General features: G+C 43.7%; 21 protein-coding genes. 20 read left to right on the top strand and 1 reads right to left on the bottom strand.

All coding sequences use genetic code 11. The features are described 5' to 3' along the window. Positions 1–66 precede the first annotated feature (66 nt). From INT76_RS02440 to budA, 3 genes are read left to right on the top strand one after another with little or no spacing between them, the layout of a single operon-like run. Positions 67–1,245: an AI-2E family transporter gene (locus INT76_RS02440; protein WP_212571835.1), complete on the top strand. Its 1,179-nt coding sequence runs from the start codon at positions 67–69 to the stop codon at positions 1,243–1,245. Beyond that, positions 1,235–2,464, top strand: a complete 1,230-nt coding sequence (locus INT76_RS02435; RefSeq protein ID WP_212571833.1) for a tetratricopeptide repeat protein — start codon at positions 1,235–1,237, stop codon at positions 2,462–2,464. The genes INT76_RS02440 and INT76_RS02435 overlap by 11 nt, the downstream gene beginning before the upstream one ends. A 3-nt stretch (positions 2,465–2,467) precedes the next feature. Further along, entirely contained in the window at positions 2,468–3,184 is a 717-nt protein-coding gene (budA, locus tag INT76_RS02430) for an acetolactate decarboxylase (protein WP_212571831.1), read from the top strand. 17 nt (positions 3,185–3,201) lie between these two features. Here the strand turns inward: budA and INT76_RS02425 are convergent, their stop codons facing one another. After that, positions 3,202–4,851, bottom strand: a complete 1,650-nt coding sequence (locus INT76_RS02425) for an Rqc2 family fibronectin-binding protein (RefSeq protein ID WP_212571829.1) — start codon at positions 4,849–4,851, stop codon at positions 3,202–3,204. Between the two features lie 214 nt (positions 4,852–5,065). On the opposite strand from INT76_RS02425, the gene INT76_RS02420 reads away from it, so the two are divergent. The 17 genes from INT76_RS02420 (at position 5,066) to INT76_RS02345 (ending at position 18,451) form a co-directional block, all read left to right on the top strand. Then, on the top strand, positions 5,066–5,275 hold the full coding sequence (locus INT76_RS02420; RefSeq protein ID WP_212571827.1) for a hypothetical protein: 210 nt from the start codon (positions 5,066–5,068) through the stop codon (positions 5,273–5,275). A gap of 165 nt (positions 5,276–5,440) precedes the next feature. Then, complete coding sequence (locus INT76_RS02415) at positions 5,441–5,821, top strand: hypothetical protein (RefSeq protein WP_212571825.1); 381 nt, start codon at positions 5,441–5,443, stop codon at positions 5,819–5,821. Then, a complete protein-coding gene (locus tag INT76_RS11145; RefSeq protein WP_282960508.1) occupies positions 5,818–6,015 on the top strand; it encodes an RNA 2'-phosphotransferase in 198 nt (65 codons plus the stop codon). Before INT76_RS02415 ends, INT76_RS11145 begins: the two co-directional genes overlap by 4 nt. A 7-nt stretch (positions 6,016–6,022) precedes the next feature. Further along, complete coding sequence (locus INT76_RS11140) at positions 6,023–6,367, top strand: RNA 2'-phosphotransferase (protein WP_346267621.1); 345 nt, start codon at positions 6,023–6,025, stop codon at positions 6,365–6,367. A 245-nt stretch (positions 6,368–6,612) separates the two neighbouring features. Further along, positions 6,613–7,086, top strand: a complete 474-nt coding sequence (locus tag INT76_RS02405; protein WP_105147595.1) for a hypothetical protein — start codon at positions 6,613–6,615, stop codon at positions 7,084–7,086. A gap of 533 nt (positions 7,087–7,619) precedes the next feature. After that, positions 7,620–8,624 carry a tryptophan ABC transporter substrate-binding protein gene (trpX, locus tag INT76_RS02400; protein WP_212571823.1) on the top strand — a complete coding sequence of 335 codons (1,005 nt, stop codon included), beginning with the start codon at positions 7,620–7,622 and terminating at the stop codon, positions 8,622–8,624. Between the two features lie 21 nt (positions 8,625–8,645). Further along, positions 8,646–9,512 carry an ABC transporter permease gene (locus INT76_RS02395; protein ID WP_212571821.1) on the top strand — a complete coding sequence of 289 codons (867 nt, stop codon included), beginning with the start codon at positions 8,646–8,648 and terminating at the stop codon, positions 9,510–9,512. After that, positions 9,509–10,267, top strand: coding sequence for an ABC transporter ATP-binding protein (locus tag INT76_RS02390; protein ID WP_212571819.1), 759 nt, complete (start codon positions 9,509–9,511; stop codon positions 10,265–10,267). The genes INT76_RS02395 and INT76_RS02390 overlap by 4 nt, the downstream gene beginning before the upstream one ends. An 80-nt stretch (positions 10,268–10,347) precedes the next feature. Then, entirely contained in the window at positions 10,348–10,836 is a 489-nt protein-coding gene (locus tag INT76_RS02385) for a prolyl-tRNA synthetase associated domain-containing protein (protein ID WP_212571817.1), read from the top strand. Between the two features lie 149 nt (positions 10,837–10,985). After that, positions 10,986–12,647, top strand: coding sequence for a ribonuclease J (locus INT76_RS02380; protein WP_212571814.1), 1,662 nt, complete (start codon positions 10,986–10,988; stop codon positions 12,645–12,647). Between the two features lie 149 nt (positions 12,648–12,796). Then, on the top strand, positions 12,797–13,576 hold the full coding sequence (locus INT76_RS02375; RefSeq protein ID WP_212571812.1) for an alpha/beta hydrolase: 780 nt from the start codon (positions 12,797–12,799) through the stop codon (positions 13,574–13,576). 62 nt (positions 13,577–13,638) lie between these two features. After that, entirely contained in the window at positions 13,639–14,337 is a 699-nt protein-coding gene (locus INT76_RS02370) for a M57 family metalloprotease (protein ID WP_212571810.1), read from the top strand. Between the two features lie 18 nt (positions 14,338–14,355). Then, positions 14,356–14,721: a hypothetical protein gene (locus tag INT76_RS02365; RefSeq protein ID WP_212571808.1), complete on the top strand. Its 366-nt coding sequence runs from the start codon at positions 14,356–14,358 to the stop codon at positions 14,719–14,721. Positions 14,722–14,788: 67 nt separating this feature from the next. Further along, positions 14,789–16,687, top strand: coding sequence for an ABC-F family ATP-binding cassette domain-containing protein (locus INT76_RS02360; protein WP_212571806.1), 1,899 nt, complete (start codon positions 14,789–14,791; stop codon positions 16,685–16,687). 10 nt (positions 16,688–16,697) lie between these two features. Further along, positions 16,698–17,027 carry a hypothetical protein gene (locus INT76_RS02355; RefSeq protein ID WP_212571804.1) on the top strand — a complete coding sequence of 110 codons (330 nt, stop codon included), beginning with the start codon at positions 16,698–16,700 and terminating at the stop codon, positions 17,025–17,027. A 105-nt stretch (positions 17,028–17,132) separates the two neighbouring features. Then, positions 17,133–17,615 (top strand): helix-turn-helix domain-containing protein, encoded by a 483-nt coding sequence (locus tag INT76_RS02350; protein ID WP_212571802.1) that lies wholly within the window; start codon positions 17,133–17,135, stop codon positions 17,613–17,615. Then, positions 17,612–18,451 (top strand): putative RNA methyltransferase, encoded by an 840-nt coding sequence (locus tag INT76_RS02345; protein WP_212571800.1) that lies wholly within the window; start codon positions 17,612–17,614, stop codon positions 18,449–18,451. The genes INT76_RS02350 and INT76_RS02345 overlap by 4 nt, the downstream gene beginning before the upstream one ends. The last annotated feature ends 32 nt before the right edge of the window (positions 18,452–18,483 follow it).

Here is an 18,483-nt window from a genome sequence, read left to right as displayed (position 1 = left end):
ATTTCAATTATCAAAAAAGCTGTATAAAATGGTACAATAGAAAAAAAGAAGTGAAAGAGGTTCCTTATGGACGATAAGAAGCAGAAATTTACAGCTTCCTGGTTTTTCAAGTGGTTTGTTAACAACCAAGCAGTTACATTTTTCCTTGTCACCTTATTGATTTTGTTGACTATTTTTATCTTCACAAAGATTAGCTTCCTACTAACCCCGATAGGTAGTTTTATTGAAATTATCCTGCTGCCGATGATTCTGACAGGCTTGTTGTACTATCTCTTAAATCCGATTGTTGATTGGCTGGAGAAGTACAAGGTATCGCGGACAGTTGGGATTTCGATTGTTTTTGTTTTGATTGCCATTCTTCTGGTTTGGGGGTTGGCGGTTGCTATTCCCAGCATTCAAAATCAGGTGGTGAGTTTTGCAAAGAATGTACCGACCTATATTCAGGAAATTGAAACGCAGGTAACTGCCATGCTTCAAGATGAGCAATTCGAGCAATTTCGACCGACTGTTTTAGGGATTTTGGAAAAAATCAATGATCAGATTGTTGCGTTTGCCCAGAAATTTTCTTCTAGTGCAGTAAACTGGGCCAGCAGTTTGATTTCGACCGCTTCGCAGATTATCGTTGCAATTTTGATCATGCCCTTTATCCTCTTTTATCTCCTGCGGGATGGAAAACAGCTCAAGGGGCACATTACTCGTTATTTGCCCACCAAGTGGCGCCAGTCTATCGGAACCGTTTTGACAGATGTGAATAATCAGTTGTCCAACTATGTTCGTGGGCAGGTGACAGTGGCCATCATTGTAGCCCTCATGTTTTCAATCATGTTTTCCGTGATTGGTTTGAGTTATCCTGTGACCTTGGGTATCATGGCAGGATTTTTAAATTTGATTCCTTATCTTGGTTCATTTTTAGCCATGATTCCAGCAGTCATCCTTGGTTTTATTGCAGGGCCACTTATGCTGGTTAAGGTATTGATTGTCTTCATGGTGGAGCAGACCATTGAGGGACGTTTTGTTACACCTCTTATCATCGGAAGCTCACTCAGCATCCATCCGATTACCATTTTGTTTGTTCTTTTGACAGCAGGTCAGATGTATGGTGTTTTGGGTGTCCTTCTAGGTATTCCGATCTATGCGTCTATCAAGGTAGTGGTGAAGGCTGCATTTGAGTGGTATAAGACTTATAGTGGCCTTTATGAAGAAGAAGGCGAGGAAGTCGCCGTCGAGGTAAATAATGAACAATAGTGAAAAGATGCTCTTGGCTTTGGAGCAACAGGATTTACAGCAGGCTAATCAATGTTTTCAGCGAGCCTTGGCAGAAGATGAAGAAGAAGTATTGCTGGATTTGGCTGCCTATCTGGAAGGGATTGGCTTTTTGCCCCAAGCCAAGGAAGTCTATCTCCGTCTGTTGGAAACCTATCCTGATCTAGCCATCAATCTGGCCCAGATTGCCCATGAAGATGGCGACATAGAAGGAGCCTTTGCCTATCTGGAAGAGATTAGCCCAGCTAGTCCTACCTATGTAGAAGCATTGGTAGTGAAGGCAGATCTCTATCAATCTGAAGGCTTGCCTGATGTGGCGCGTGAGAAGCTGCTGGAGGCTTCTCAGCTCTCGGATGATCCGATTATTCTATTTGGTCTGGCTGAGCTGGCCATGGAGCTAGAGTATTACAAGGAGGCCATTGCCTACTATGCTCAGCTGGATAATCGCGCGATGTATGAGGGAACAGGAGTGTCAACCTACCAGAGGATAGGCTTGTGCTATGCTAGTTTGGGTAAGTTTGAGGCAGCGATTGAGTTTTTAGAAAAAGCGGTTGAGTTGGAGTACGATGACCAAACAGTCTTTGAGTTGGCAGCTCTGCTTTTTGAACGGGAAGACTACCAAAAGGCTGCTATTTACTTCAAGCAATTGGATACGATTAACCCTGACTTTGAAGGCTATGAATATGTGTATGCTCGCACCTTACATGCGGAGCACAGGGTGAGTGAGGCCTTGGCCATGTTGGAAAAAGGGTTGGCTAAGAACAGGTTCGATGTGGCCCTAATGCTTCTAGCTTCCCAATATGCCTATGAACTGCACGATGAGGAGCGAGCAGAGGCTTACCTCTTGCAGGCGAAAGCAGAAGCGGAGGATGTCAACGAAGTCTTACTGCGCTTGACCAATCTCTATCTGCAACAGGAACGCTACGAAGAAGTGATAGCCCTAGACAGGAACGAACTGGATAATGTTTTAGCCCGTTGGAATATTGCCAAAGCCTATCAAGCCTTGGAAAAAGACAGTCAGGCTCAGGCAAGCTACGAAGACTTACTGGCAGATTTGGCGGACAATCCTGAATTTTTGGCAGATTATATCGACCTTCTTCGTCAGACTGGGCAACAGGAGTCGGCCAAGCGCTACGCTAAGGCCTACTTGCAACTGGTACCGGATGATGTGGCAATGCAAGAATTTTTCAATCAAGAGTAGAATATGGAAGCAAACAAATTATTTCAATACAATACATTAGGTGCCCTGATGGCGGGCTTATATGGTGGCTCTCTGACAGTTGGTGAACTGTTGGAGCATGGAGATTTGGGTCTTGGAACCCTTGACTCAATTGATGGCGAGTTAATCGTTTTGGATGGAAAGGCTTATCAGGCCAAGGGTTCTGGTGAAAAGCCAGAGGTGGTCGAAGTTCCTCATGATATGAAGGTACCCTATGCAGCGGTCATTTTCCATCAGGCAGAAGTCCTCTTCAAGCAACGATTTGAGATGACAGATCAAGAACTGCAACGAAGAATTGAGTCCTATTACGATGGGGAAAACCTCTTTCGCTCCATCAAAATTCGCGGTCACTTCGCCAAGATGCATGTCCGCATGATTCCCAAGTCTTCGACAGATATTCGATTTGCCGATGTAGCTAGCCACCAGCCAGAATACACGGCAGAAAATATCAGTGGCACCATCGTTGGAATCTGGACACCGGAGATTTTCCATGGCGTCAGTGTGGCAGGCTACCACCTCCACTTTATCTCAGACGATTTGACCTTTGGCGGTCACGTCATGGACTACATCATCTCAGAAGGGTATGTGGAGGTAGGAGCTGTCGATCAGCTAGACCAACGCTTCCCTGTTCAGGATCGTCAATTCCTCTTTGCAAAATTTAATGCCAAGGAAGTCCGTGAGGACATTGATCGGGCAGAATAAACAAAAAGATCCATGAACTAGATTTTCATGGATTTTATCTTGTCTTCTGTTGGGGTGACGCGGAGGGTCTTCTGACCACGATAGGTCACAAAGCCGGGCTTTCCTCCAGTTGGCTTGTGGAGCTTCTTGGCTTCAATCATATCCACCTGAACCAGATTGGAGTAACGAGCCTTTGAAAAGTAGGCGGCCAGCTCGGCCGCATCCGTCTTCACCTCATCGGTCGGATTCAGATTATCTGTGATGATGACATGGCTTCCCGGAATGTCTTTGGCATGGAACCAAAGTTCCCCTTTCTTAGCCATTTTAAAGGTTAGTTCATCATTTTGCAGGTTGTTCTTGCCGACTAGAATAATGGTTTTGCCATCCGTCGCCAGATACTTTTCTGGCTTTTGTCGTTTCTGGTTTTTTTCACGGTGACGGCGCTTGAGGTAGCCTGTTTCAACTAATTCTTCACGGATCTCATCAATCTCTGTCAGACTAGCCTGACTCAGCATGGTTTCAACGCTTTCAAGGTAAAGGATGGTAGATTTTGTGTCCTCTAGCAGATTCGTCAGGTGCTTAACAGCTTCCTTGAGTTTCTGGTATTTCTTGAAATAGCGCTGGGCATTTTGACTAGGGGTCAGAGCGAGGTCTAACTCAATGGTCAAGGGGTGGCCGGTATAGTAGTTATCGAGGGTCACTGCCGGCTGGTCATTGGGAACTTGATGGAGATAGGTAGTCAGCAGCTCCCCTTTCTGCCGGAAGATTTCAGCAGTTTCCGTATCCAGCAATTCCTGTTCTTGTTTGAGCAGTTTCTTGCGGTTTTTGTCTAACTCATTTGCCACGCGCTTGATTAGCTCATTGGCCTGCTGGGCTACGCGATCACGCTCGGCCTTGTCTTGGTAGTAGACGTCCAGCAGCTGGCTGAGGCTAGGGTAGTTCTCACGGCTATCGTCAAAAGGCAGAGCAGCGTAAGAATGTTCCGTTAGGCTTGGTTGGCAGGTTTGGTCAAAGAAGGAGCGAAAAGATTTCAGCCTGTCGGACTTCAGTCTGCCTGCTAGTTCGGTCGCAGTGTCCCGGCCCAATCCCTGAAAGAGGCCTTGTAAGTTTTTGGGTGATAGGTCTTTTGTACTGAGGATTTCAAAGAGTTTTTCGTCTTTGACAGTAAAGGGATTGAGGGCCTCTGTCTGCGGTGGACGAATATAGGTAGAACCTGGCAGGATGGTGCGGTAGGAGTTCTGGGAAAAACCGATGTGCTTGATAGCCTCGATAATCCGATTTTCTGACTTGTCCACCAGAATGATATTGCTATGCTTGCCCATGATTTCCATGATGAGGGTTGTTTGAATATGGTCGCCAATTTCATCCTTGTTGGACACAGCCAATTCGATAATGCGGTCGTTTTCCAACTGTCGAATCTCCTCGATAACCGCTCCTTGCAAATACTTGCGCAAAATCATGGTGAAGGTATTGGGAACCTTGGGATTGGCAAAGTCAGTTTCCGTCAGTTGAATCCTTCCAAAAACAGGATGAGCGGAGAGGAGAAGCTTGTGGCTCTGGCGATTGCTGCGGATGTTCAGAACAATTTCCTTCTCAAAGGGCTGGTTAATCTTCTGAATCCGCCCCCCTTCCAACTGAGCCTTTAACTCCGCCGTCATATGGTGCAAAAAAAATCCATCAAAGGACATGGTTCTTCCTCGTTTTCTACTTATTAGCCTAATCATTATACCATTTAATCCGGCAAAAGCTAACTTTCAAGCAAAAACTTCTAAATCTTCCATGTTGAAGAGCAAGTCTAGCGGCTGTTTTGCTTGAACTCCTCCCCTAGACGGATACTCAGACACTATGGTATAATAAACAGATAAAGATAACGGTTACAAAACCATTGGAAAAGGAGATCGGATGAAAAAAGGATGGGGATGCTTTCTAGCTCTATTGCTTTTGGGCTTGGGAAGCGTGCTGATATGGTATGAATCAAGATTGACTCCGTCTGCGCGTGACAAATTGGAGGAGAAGGTGGACAGTCAGTCAACAGTTTTTTCTTGGCTGACGGTTGAAGGAACGAAAATAGATTACCCAGTCTACCGACATCCGACGGACGATCGCTATTAAAGGACTTCACAAGCTTTAACTCAGGCGGTGATACCAAGAAATCAATGGAGTGTGATTGATAGAACTGGAAATCCATTTTTTGAGGAACAGCTTAATGGACAACTATATCGAAATAAATTAACATCTGAGGGAATATCTACCGTAAGAATTGGAGGAGGAAAGTAAATGGAGAATAAATTACTCTATGAATTACCTATGTTTTCAACTCTTTTATCCGAATCACCGAGGATAGAGTTTAAAGGAATGGATGTTTATATAACCTTGAAAGGTTATGATTGCGATGACAATTTTTTTGAGGTCACATTAAAGTTTTACTCTGTTTTTCAATTTGTTAAAACATACTCTCATTTTGAAGGTCCTCCATTTTCTTATGACAGAGTAGAAGAAGTTACTAATTCAAAAATTCTAACAATTTTAGAGGAAAGAAACTCAATATTATTTGAAGAAATTAAAAAAGAAGGGGGGCTAAAGCACTTTATATTACTTTTAGATAGCGATGATAGTTATCAAATTATTTGTAAAAGTTTTGAGGTATTAGAACTATGATTGATTATGGTAAATTAAGTAGGGATTGTTCTTATATATTAAGGCATGCTGTTGACAAATATAATTTAAAAAGTGACTCTTCGGGGTGGGTGTCGCTGAACGACTTCATTGCTGTTCTGAATTTACATTTTGGATGGTGTAATCTTAGCGAGGATGCTTTAAAATTTATGGTGGCTAAATCTAAAAAAAAATAGACATGAGATAGTTAGTGGGAAAATTCGAGCAATTTATGGACATTCAATCAAGGGAAAGGTTAAGTATGAGGAAAATGAGCCCCCTTTGTTTTTGTACCATGGAACGGCAGCAAAAAATATTGGCTCTATCTTTGAATATGGCCTTTTGAAGCGAAGTAGGCAATATGTCCATTTATCAAATGACATTGAAACTGCTTCTCAAGTAGCAGTTCGACATGATTCTGATATTGCTATTTTAAAGATTGAATCTAAATTAGCTTGGAAGGAAGGTATAAAATTCTATCACCCAAAAGATATGATTTGGTTAACAGATTTTGTTCCGTCTAAATATCTTACGCTTGTTTCGGGATAAGAAACTATTAACCACGATTGAATCACCTAGGATTTTTCCTAGGTGATTTCTTTCTGGTATGGTAGAATATATGTGTAGCTGTTTGAAAACATATTATTTCTGTATCTACTGGCTGAGAAGCTCTGCTTTTTTCCAAAATAAAAAATAAGAACGGCAACCGCCAATGCGAAGCTACCTAATATTGATTACTACAAACAAATTGCATCAAAATATGATGTACTACTTAGATTTACGGAGGAATAAACATGGCAGATAGATTTTTACCCGAAGAGAGACAGGCATTTTTGGACATAAACTTTGTGGAAAGATATGAGAAGTTTGCGCTTGCTCGACAATTTCCTGAGGAAATGGAACAGTTCGAAGCTATCTACAAACCGGCCAAGGTTAAAGAGCTTATTGAAAGCATGGGTTACACGGTTACCTACAATGGGAGAGAGAAATTTTTCCGATTCTCGATTGCCAAAGACGAAGCGACAGGATTAGAAGCATTTTTAACGATTGATGTTCGTTATGGAAAGGTAGAGCTAATCTGGTATGTCCACAAAAATGATCAGCCCTATGCAGGAACGGTTCTACTTTCAGTTGCTAGAAGATTGATTTCTCTAGATTATCGTATCCCTTATCCAGATGTTCGTTCATATGAGGAATTACGAGAGGTGTTGGAAGAGAATATCAGCCTCTATCTTGAGTTCTTTGAAGCACTGAAGAAATACCAGTAGACTACTTAGAAGTCATAGGAAATCATCTAACCTCCCCCTCCTGTAAATCCTTGAAAATAGAAGAACTGGTTGAACAGGAGGAATCTGCAAGTTCTCCGATTTGTTGGTTATTTATTCAAAAAATATGAAAAAACTATTGACAAACGATTCAAGAACCTCTATAATCGTCTGTAATCAGAAAAAGTAGTAAACATGACGTCTTCAGGGAGCCTGTGGGAATTGCGAACAGGTGGCGGCGGTCTATGAAATGGGCTGATGAAGAGCCTGCCTATTGGCAGATGCAAAGAAGTGAACTTGAAACAATGAGAGTTCGGTTGTGCACCCCTTATCGTGCGGCTCCTTGATAGAGGAGAGAAAGAAGTGGAAAAAAGAATATTTTTTCCATAAGTGAGGTGGCACCGTGTCCATTGACGCCCTCGCAGGTTGACCTGCGGGGGCTTTTTGCATAGAAAGAAGGAAAAAAAGATGAAACGATGGCGTTGCAGATTGGAGTGTTAGTGAGTTAGGTTTTTAAGATAGAAAGAGGATGTAGAATGAAAAATAAAAAATTGATTGGTGTTGTTATTGCTCTTGTAATGTTGGTGGTTGTAGGCTATTTCTTCAACAACCAGCCGCAAACAGAAACTTCTGGGAATAAAACGACTACGACTGTCAAAGTAGGCGTCTTGCAGTATGTGACCCATGATTCACTAGATGAAATTTACAAGGGAATCAAGGCAGGACTTAAAGAAGGCGGCTACGAAGAAGAAGTTAATTTGGACATTGATTTTATGAATGCAGAAGGAGATCAATCTCAGGTACAAACCATGAGTAAGAAATTGGTCGCAAATGGGAATCAGCTTTTGATTGGGATAGCAACACCAGCTGCCCAAGGCCTGGCCAATGCTAGTAGCGATTTGCCCATTATTATGGGAGCTGTGACGGATCCAGTTGGAGCCAATTTGCTAACAGACTTAGAAAAGCCGGGCGGCAATATTACCGGAGTGTCTGATCAGACACCAGTGGCTGATGCGATTGAATTGATTCAGACCATTACACCGGCAGCCAAGACCATTGGACTTCTTTATTCATCCAACGAGGATAACTCCAAGGCTCAGGTGGCAGAGTTCAAAACAGCTGCAGAAGCAGCAGGCTACACTGTTCTTGACTATGCTGTTCCATCAAGCAACGAAATTGCGGCCACCGTTGAAGTAGCCAGCAGCAAGGTCGATGTACTCTTTACCCCAGTGGATAACACGATTGCTTCAGCCTTTTCAACGGTTGTCGGCGTTGCCAATAAAACAAAAACGCCAATTTATACCAGTGTAGAAGAGATGGTGGAAACAGGAGGGATTGCCTCTGTAACGATTAACCAATATGACTTGGGACTTGCTACTGGTAAGATGGCAGCAAACATTCTTAACGGTGCAAACCCAGCTACAACACCGGTTGAAATATTCAATCAAGGTAGCGTGGTGGTTAATAAAAAAGTGGCAGAGCAGCTAGGATTGACAATTCCAGAATCAGTCCTTGAAGAGGCTAGCCGCATCATTGAATAAGTGTAGAAATGAGATGATTCTATGATTTTATCAACTATTTCCCAGGCCCTTCTCTGGGCCATTCTCAGTTTGGGAATCTTCATGACCTTTCGGATTTTGAACTTTCCAGATATGACAACAGAAGGATCTTTTCCCTTAGGAGGAGCTGTGGCAGTGACCCTCTTGACTCAGGGGATTCATCCTGTACTTGCTACGGGTGCAGCGATTTTGGCTGGCTGTTTGGCAGGTCTTGTTACAGGGTTGCTCTATACCAAGGGGAAAATCCCTACCTTGCTTGCAGGTATCTTGGTGATGTCCTCCTGTCACTCTATCATGCTGATGTTGATGGGAAGGGCCAATCTTGGTTTGCTCCATTCTTCGACCTTACAGGATCTTCTTCCTTTTGATGCCAGTTTGAATGAGCTCGTGCTGGGCTTGGTGGCAGTTGTCTTGGTTATTCTGGTTTTGCTTTTCTTTCTCTTTACCCGATTGGGGCAGGCTTATATTGCAACAGGGGACAATCCTGATATGGCAAAAAGTTTTGGGATTCATACCGGTCGGATGGAGCTGATGGGGCTAGTCTTATCCAACGGTATTATTGCGCTGGCAGGAGCCCTGATTGCCCAACAAGAAGGCTATGCGGATGTTTCTCGTGGTATTGGCGTTATTGTTGTGGGATTAGCTAGCTTGATTATCGGAGAAGTTCTTTTTGATAATTTGACCATGGCAGAGCGTTTTATTGCGATTGTAGTTGGGGCAGTATTTTACCAATTCTTGATTTTAATCGTCATTTCTCTTGGCGTTAATACGAGTTACCTGCGCATCTTCTCTGCGGCTATTCTAGCAATCTGTTTAATGGTACCAACGCTGAAAGAAAAAATTCTGAAAGGAGCCCGGTTGTCACGATGAAAGAAATTGTTACACTAACCAATGCGACTGTCCATGTGAACAACGGGCTAGATCAGGAGCGTCTTATTTTAGATGATGTTAGCCTGACGATTTACGAAAAAGATTTTATCACCATCCTCGGCGGTAACGGAGCGGGCAAGTCTACCCTCTTCAATGTTATCGCAGGCAGTTTGAGCCTAACCAGCGGAACGGTTCATATTTTAGGGGAGAATGTTACCAATTGGTCGGCAGAAAGGCGAGCCAAGTATCTGGGCCGAGTCTTTCAAGATCCGAAGATGGGAACGGCTCCTAGAATGACTGTTGCAGAAAATCTACTGATTGCCAAGTATCAAGGAGAAGGCAGAGGGCTGGTGCCTCGGCGTCTGCCCCATCACATGGCTGAGTTTGAAGCCCTGTTGCCCTTGGTGGGCAACGGTCTTGAAAAACAGGTCACCACACCAGCAGGTTTCTTATCAGGCGGACAACGTCAAGCTCTCAGTCTTTTGATGGCAACCCTCAAGCAACCTGAACTCTTGCTCCTTGATGAACATACAGCGGCTCTTGACCCAAAGACCAGTGTTTCCCTGATGGAGCTGACAGATCAGTTGATTGCCCAGCGGTCACTGACAGCACTGATGGTGACCCATCAGATGGAAGATGCTCTCCATTATGGCAATCGCCTGATTGTGATGAAAGATGGGCGCATCATCAAGGATTTGACCAAGGAAGAAAAGGCTCAGATGAGTCTGGATGATTACTATCACTTATTTGAATAAAGGCTGGTTTTTCAGCCTGTTTCAACTTGAAGCTTGTCGGGCAATTTGCTATGATAGAAGTAGGAGAAAGGAGTGTTGTTATGGACAAACCTGTTTTTGAAAAACTCAAAGACATGGGGATTGCTTACCAAGTCGTGGAACATCCCCCTGCTTTCACAACAGAGGAAGCAGATGCCTATATTGAAGGGTTGGAAGGTGTGCGTACAAAGTCCATGTTTTTAACAAATAAGAAGAAAACAGCCTTCTACCTGCTCATCATGGACGACCGTAAACAGTTAGATATGGAACTGTTCAAGGAACTAGTAGGTGCCAATCGTATCCGGATGGCTTCCAGTGACAGCCTAATGGAAAAAATGAGCCTGCCAGCAGGAACGGTATCCATTTATGGTCTTCTTAACAATAAAGAAAAAGACATTCAGGTCTATTTTGATGAGGAAATCCTATCAGAAGCCATTTTGACCTTCCATCCCAATGTTAATACCAAAACAATCTTCGTAAAAACGGAAGATGTGCTTCGTTTCGTCAAGGAGATTGGTTTTGATTACCAGGTCATTCAACTGACAGAATAGCGAAAAACTCTGCTGAACAGCAGGGTTTTTGTAAATTTTCCTGAAAAGAGGTATAATAAAGGTGATATGCAAGAAATTGCAAAGACTGTAATTCGACTTGGATTTTCCAAGGACCGTTGGTAAGAAAAATACATAACATAGGAGTAAACATGAGCGATATTAAAATTATTGCTTTGGGTGGTGTGCGAGAAAATGGTAAAAATCTCTACATCGCTGAAGTAAAAAACAGTATCTTTGTCTTAGATGCTGGTGTCAAGTACCCAGAAAATGAACAGCTGGGCGTGGATGTCATCGTTCCAAACTTTGACTATTTAGTGGAAAATAAGGATAAGGTCGCGGGCATCTTTTTGACTCACGGACATGCGGATGCTATCGGAGCTCTGCCTTACCTCTTGGAAAAGGTAAAGGTGCCTGTTTTTGGCTCGCATTTGACCATTGAACTAGCCAAGCTGGTCGTGAAAAACTACAATGCCACCAAGAAATTCAAGGATTTTCACGTCATCAATGCAGAAACTGAAATTGACTTTGGTGATTCCGTTATTTCATTTTTTAAGACCACTCACTCTATCCCAGAAAGTCTAGGTATTGTGGTCAAAACAGATGAAGGGAACATCGTCTATACAGGTGATTTCAAATTTGATCAGGCGGCAGACCGTTACTACCGCACGGATTTTGGTCGCCTAGCGGAAATCGGTCAGGAAGGTGTTTTGGCCCTCTTATCAGATTCTGCCAATGCTGACAGTAATGTGCAGGTTGCCAGCATGCACGAAGTGGGCGAAGAAATTCTAACCACGATTGGTGACTGGGAAGGCCGTGTTATCGTTGCTGCAGTTGCCAGCAATATTATCCGTATTCAGCAAGTTTTTGATGCAGCAGAGGCAACAGGTCGTCGGGTTGTTCTGACTGGACATGATGTGGAAAATATTGTCCGAACAGCAATTCAACTGAAAAAGTTACGTCTGGTGAGCGAGCGCCTGCTGATTAAGCCGAAAGATATGGACAAGTATGAGGATCATGAGCTGATTATCCTTGAAACTGGTCGGATGGGCGAGCCTTTAAATGGTCTTCGCAAGATGGCTATTGGTCGTCATCGCTATGTCCAAATCAAAGAGGGCGATTTGGTTTATATCGTTACCACACCGACTATTTCCAAAGAAGCGGTTGTGGCCCGCGTTGAAAACTTGATTTATCGTGCGGGTGGTATCGTCCAGTCTGTTACCAAGCACCTGCGTGTGTCTGGGCACGGAAATGCGCGTGATCTGCAGCTCATGCTCAATATTATGCAACCGAAGTTCCTATTCCCAATTCAAGGGGAGTATCGTCAGTTGGATGCTCATGCCAATGCAGCGCTGGAAATCGGTATGTTCCCTGAAAATATCATCATTGTCAAACGTGGTGATGTCATGGCTTATGAAGATGGCGATTTTGTCCACAATGGAGCAGTTCCTTCAGGGGATGTAATGATTGATGGGAATGCCATTGGAGATGTTGGTAATATTGTCCTGCGTGACCGGAAGATTCTCTCAGAAGACGGTATCTTTATCGTGGCTATTACAGTCAATCGTAAAGAAAAACGGATTATCTCTAAGGCCAAGGTCAATACTCGCGGATTTGTTTATGTCAGAAAGAGCAAGGATATTCTGCGTGAGTCAGCTGAGTTGGTCAATAAAACAGTTGAAAATTACTTTACCAAGGATGGTTTTGACTGGACAGAATTAAAAGCAGCAGTTCGTGATGATTTGGCTAAATACCTCTTTGACCAGACCAAGCGTCGGCCAGCTATTTTACCAGTCATTATGGAAGTAAAATAAGTTAGGCATCTTGCCCCTTTATAGAGAACAGAAATAGGCCATGTGGCTCTTGGAGATAGTTGGTATCTCCGAAAGCCACACCCTTTTTCTATATTAAGCAGTAAGTGTGCTGATGAAGCAGACTAGATATGATGTTGAGGAGAAATAGTATGGCAATTATGAAGATAGAATACCATTCGCAGGTCTTAGATATGGAAAGACGGGTCAATGTTCTCTATCCTGATCGGGATCGGGTGCCCAACCCAGACGATACCGACATCCCTGTCCTCTACCTCCTGCACGGAATGGGTGGCAGTCAGGATTCCTGGCTCAACCGCTCTACCATAGAGCGGTTGGTTCGCTATACCAATCTTATCGTTGTGATGGTCAGTACAGACAAGGGCTGGTATACCAATACCACTTACGGTATGAACTATTACGATGCTATCGCCATTGAGCTGCCTCAGGTACTAAAACGCTTCTTTCCAAACATGTCGGATAAGCGCGAAAAAACCTTCATTGCAGGATTATCCATGGGTGGTTATGGTGCTTTCAAGCTGGCCTTGACAACCAATCGCTTCTCCCATGCGGCATCCTTGTCCGGGGCTCTCCACTTTGATTTTGACAACGAAGCGGCAAAAACTCTAGGTTCAGAAGCTTATTGGCGCGGAGTGTTTGGGGATATTGAGAATATGGCAACAAATCCGGATAGCATTGAAAACCTCTCCAAACAATCTGACAAACAGACCAAGTTTTATGCTTGGTGTGGGAAAGAAGACTACCTTTATTCAGGCCATCAGCTGGCTGTGAATTTTCTGTTGGAAGAAGGATTTGACCTTGAGGCAAAGGATGGCCCAGGTAAGCACGAGTGGTATTATTGGAATCAACAAATTGAAGAAGTTTTGCAATGGCTACCGATTGATTTTGTTTTAGAAGAGCGCTTGAGTTAATTTAAGGATAGATTTAGTTTCGTGTGGTAAACTGTTCCTTATTTCTAGGGAAGGAGTTCGACATGAAATGGTTTAGTAGTCTTATCGGCTTTCTTTGGCGGACTTTCTGGCGCTTGGTTTGGTTCGCATTTTTCCTCTTGTTGTGTGCGGTTGCTCTCTTATTTTATTTTCAAAAAGAAGCGGCACCGCAAATTCTTCAGACCATGTTTTTTCAAGCCCAGCAGGTCATAAATGGTCAGCAAGCTCTGGATATGGGGGCTAGTCTGGAAACCTTGGAGCAGTTATCAACTGATACGGTTGATATGTCTGCAGAAGGTCGCTGGCCGACCAATGCGGCTACGGTTTATATCGAAACTCAGGATCCGACCTTCCGCTCGGCCTACGAAACAGCCATAGCCAATTGGAATGCGACGGGTGCCTTTACCTTTACGCTAGTGGATGATGCCAGTCAGGCCGATATTATCGCCACAGAAATGAATGATGGGCAAACTCAGGCGGCCGGGGAAGCTAGTTCTTCAACCAATACCCTAACCAATTACTTGGTTGCTGTGACAGTCAAGCTCAATCGCTTTTACCTCTTAAATCCAGCCTATGGGTACAGTATGGAACGAATCATCCATACAGCAGAACATGAGTTAGGTCATGCTATCGGTTTAGGCCATGAGGATCATCATACCTCTGTTATGGAATCGGCAGGTTCTCACAATGGTATCCAACAGACTGATATTGATGCGGTTAGGGCCCTCTATGCAACCCAATAGATACAGAAAGAAGGAAGTATGTTAAAAACACTTTTTCATGCCATTCGATCCTATCCTGAACAGGCTCTCTTGTTGATTTACAGTACAGGTGTCTTTGCCTGGCTGCAGACGACCAGTCGAGCGATCTTTGATCAGCTAGGCATTCAGGAAGATTGGATCAATCATATTCCTCAGCCCTTTCGTAATTGGGCGGGAAGCAGCTTAGATAGTCTACAACAAATTTGGAACTCTTCCACCTGGGGATGGTTGATTGTTTCTCTTATCATCATCTTTGCTATTCGCTTTATTAAAGGTCTTTTAAAACTTGTTCTCATCCTTATTGTCATTTTGGGAGGACTGTATCTCATCTGGCAAAACAAGGAAATGCTACAAGGGCTAGTCTAATGAAAAAACCAGTTTCTGACTGGTTTTTTGCATATCTTTGACATCAAATTTATGATACAATGTTTTTATGATTATTTTACAAGGAAACAAACTGGAACGGTCTTTTGCAGGCCAGGTTCTTTTTGATAATATCTCTCTTCAGATTGATGAGCGTGACCGGATTGCTCTGGTCGGAAAAAATGGAGCGGGGAAGTCTACCCTGCTCAAGATTTTGGTAGGAGAAGAAGCAGCAACGAGCGGAGAAGTGCATACCAAGCGGGATATTTCTCTATCGTATTTGGCCCAGGACAGCCGCTTCGAGTCGGAAAACACCATTTATGATGAAATGCTGCATGTTTTTGACCATTTGCGGGTTAAGGAAGACCGTCTGAGACTGATGGAGCTGGAAATGGGCCAATTGAGCGGAGAAGCATTGGACCAGTTGATGAAAACCTATGACAGTCTGTCAGAGGAATTTCGTCAAGCTGGCGGTTTCACTTATGAGGCAGACATTCGCACCATTCTAAATGGATTCAAGTTTGACCAGAGTATGTGGGGAATGAAGATTTCAGAACTCTCAGGAGGGCAAAATACCCGTCTGGCTTTGGCGAAAATGTTGTTGGAACAGCCTGAACTCCTCGTTTTGGATGAGCCGACCAACCACTTGGACATTGAAACCATCGCCTGGTTAGAACAGTATTTGAGCAATTACAAGGGGGCCTTACTGATTGTCAGTCACGACCGCTATTTCTTAGATAAGGTAGCGACTGTGACCATGGATTTGACCAAACATTCGCTTGATCGATATGTGGGAAATTACTCCAAGTTTGTCGAGCTCAAGGAGCAAAAACATCTGACAGAGCAGCATAACTATGAAAAACAGCAAAAAGAGATTGCAAAACTAGAAGATTTTGTCCAGAAAAATATTGTTCGTGCCTCCACCACCAAGCGGGCTCAAGCAAGACGCAAACAGCTGGAGAAGATGGAGCGCTTAGACAAGCCTATGAAGAACGGCAAGTCAGCTCATATGACTTTTTATTCGGAGAAACCATCCGGCAATCTAGTTTTGACTGTGGAAGAAGCTGCAGTGGGCTATGAAGGACTAGTCCTATCCAAACCGATTTCCATCGAACAGCGAAAGCTGGACGCGATTGCTGTTGTGGGGCCAAACGGGATTGGTAAGACTACCTTGCTCAAGTCTATTATTGGTCAACTTCCTCTGATAGAAGGTCAGATTAGATTTGGAGCCAATGTCCAGACGGGCTACTATGACCAAACCCAGTCGGCCCTTACTCCGTCCAACTCCGTCCTTGAAGAACTTTGGTCCGCCTTTCCGACAACACCAGAAGTAGAGATTCGCAACCGCTTGGGAGCCTTTCTGTTTTCAGGGGATGATGTGAAGAAGTCTGTTTCCATGTTGTCAGGTGGTGAAAAAGCGCGCCTGCTTTTAGCCAAGCTTTCTATGGAAAACAATAATTTCCTTATCTTGGATGAGCCGACCAACCACCTGGATATTGATAGTAAAGAGGTGCTTGAAAATGCCTTGATTGACTTTGACGGCACCCTTCTCTTTGTCAGTCACGACCGCTATTTTATCAACCGCGTGGCCACCAAGGTTCTTGAATTATCCGAAACAGGCTCTAAGCTCTATCTGGGTGATTATGATTATTATCTGGAGAAAAAGGCGGAGCTAGCAGCTCAAGAGATCCCAGTCCAACAAGTTGAAGTAAGCAACTCTCAAGGGGCGCTCACCTACCAAACCCAAAAGGAAAATCAAAAGGAACAGCGTAGAATAGCTCGCCGTATTGAGCAAATCGAAGAAGAAATTGAAAGCCTCGAAAACCGTCTGGAAGAACTTAATCTGTCCATGTTGTCAACCAACGACATAGGAGAGCTGACCGATTACCAAAAAGAAACTGACCGACTGACTGCCCAGCAAGAATCCCTCATGGAAGAATGGGAAGAATTATCGGAGCAGATGGGATAGAGAGGATAATATGGCAGTAACCGGTTCAGAGGTTCAAACTCTTTACTGTATATCAAATTCTAGGGAACTTATTTCAAAGATTCAGAAGTTTTTTGTTGAAAATAGAGATAGGGATTGCTGTTTCTTAAATTCTACCAGCGAATCGAAGTTGATAGAAGAGCTAAATGCTGAACATGGGCACAAAAACATTTTGGTGAATTGCGAAATGTCCGATCTCAGAAGTAACGTTCCGATATTCCGAGAAAACATCGAAAATATTGGAATTGAAATAGAAGAGCAGGTGGAAAATTTATTAAAGCTATTGGAAGAAGATGATATTTATCTTCTAAAACCTCGATAAATCAAGCCTGCAAGCAGACCTTGCTTCAAAAAATCCTGCTTGCAAGCAAGACTTTCTTGGCAATAGTTCCCTTGGGATGTAAGCTGATGATGAGAGGAGAAAGACATGAACTTCGGACAAGAGATTCGCGAATTGCGTAAGAAAGAAGGGCTGACTCAGGAGCAGTTTGCCCTCAAACTCAATGTGACCAGACAGGCTGTTTCCAACTGGGAAAATGATAAAAATCTACCTGATCTGGAACTCCTGATTCTGATGTCCCGTGTCTTTTCCATCTCACTTGATCAACTGATTCTAGGAGGAACTGACATGAACAACATGACAAAAAAATTAGTAAAAGACGGCCAAGAAGGTCGTCGCACACAGATGCACTTGACCCTGACCATCATCGGAGCCTTTCTCATGGTGCTTGGCCTTGCCTGCTTTGTCATCAAGGCCAATTCTATTGAGTACATCGATGACAACGGTATGCTACATGAGAATTTCTACCTGCTGCCTGTTGGCTATTTGCTACTTGTGTCAGGTGGTTTAACGAGCGTTTTATCCGCTGTCTTCTTATATCGCTTCAAGAAAGAACAAGAGAAATCATGAAAAAACACCAACAGTTTGCGAATGCAGACCGCTATTTTGCCTGTCCACACTGTGGTCAGGCTCTTGAATTGGAGCAAAACAGCCTGCGTTGTGCCAAGCGGCATACCTATGATCTAGCTAAGCAGGGTTATGTCAATTTGGCTCCCCAAGTAAAACAATCAGCCAATTATCACAAAACGAGCTTTGAAAAGAGGCAGGCTTTCCTTGAAAAAGGGTATTACGACCATCTCTATCAGGCGGTCAAATCTTGTATCGCAGCTGCAAACCTCCAGTCGTTTGTGGATGTTGGCTGCGGTGAGGGCTTCTATTCCCGGAGATTGGCAAAAGAAATGGATGCAGACATTTTGGCTTTCGACCTTTCCAAGGAATCCATCCTTCTGGCTGCTCGTAGTGAACCCAGTAAGTCTGTGAAGTGGTTCGTAGGAGATTTGACGCATTTACCTCTGCAAGATCAGTGTGTGGACGGGATTCTTGACATCTTTTCTCCGGCCCATTATCAAGAGTTTCATCGGGTTCTAAAGCCCCATGGAAGGGTTATCAAGTTGATTCCAGGCCCAAACCATCTCAAGGAGCTCCGCCAATTGGCCAAGGAGCAGCTCCGGAAAGATACTTACGATAATCAGGAGATGGTGGCGCATTTTGAAGCCAATCACCAGCTAGTTAGCAGGCAGTTGATTAGTAAAACCCTTGCGATCACGCCAGAAGATGCTCAGATTTTAGCAGATATGACGCCGCTCTTCTTCCATGTTGATCAGACCCAGCTACCTTTGGACAATTTATCGGCGATTACCATTGAAGCCCTTTTGTTAGAAGGAAAAGTGTCGGTCCCTTACTAATATTACTGGAAAATTATTGCTTCGCCTGTTAT

Source organism: Streptococcus oriscaviae (genome assembly GCF_018137985.1).
Lineage (GTDB): Bacteria > Bacillota > Bacilli > Lactobacillales > Streptococcaceae > Streptococcus > Streptococcus oriscaviae.
This window is presented reverse-complemented; position numbering and strand designations above follow the sequence as displayed.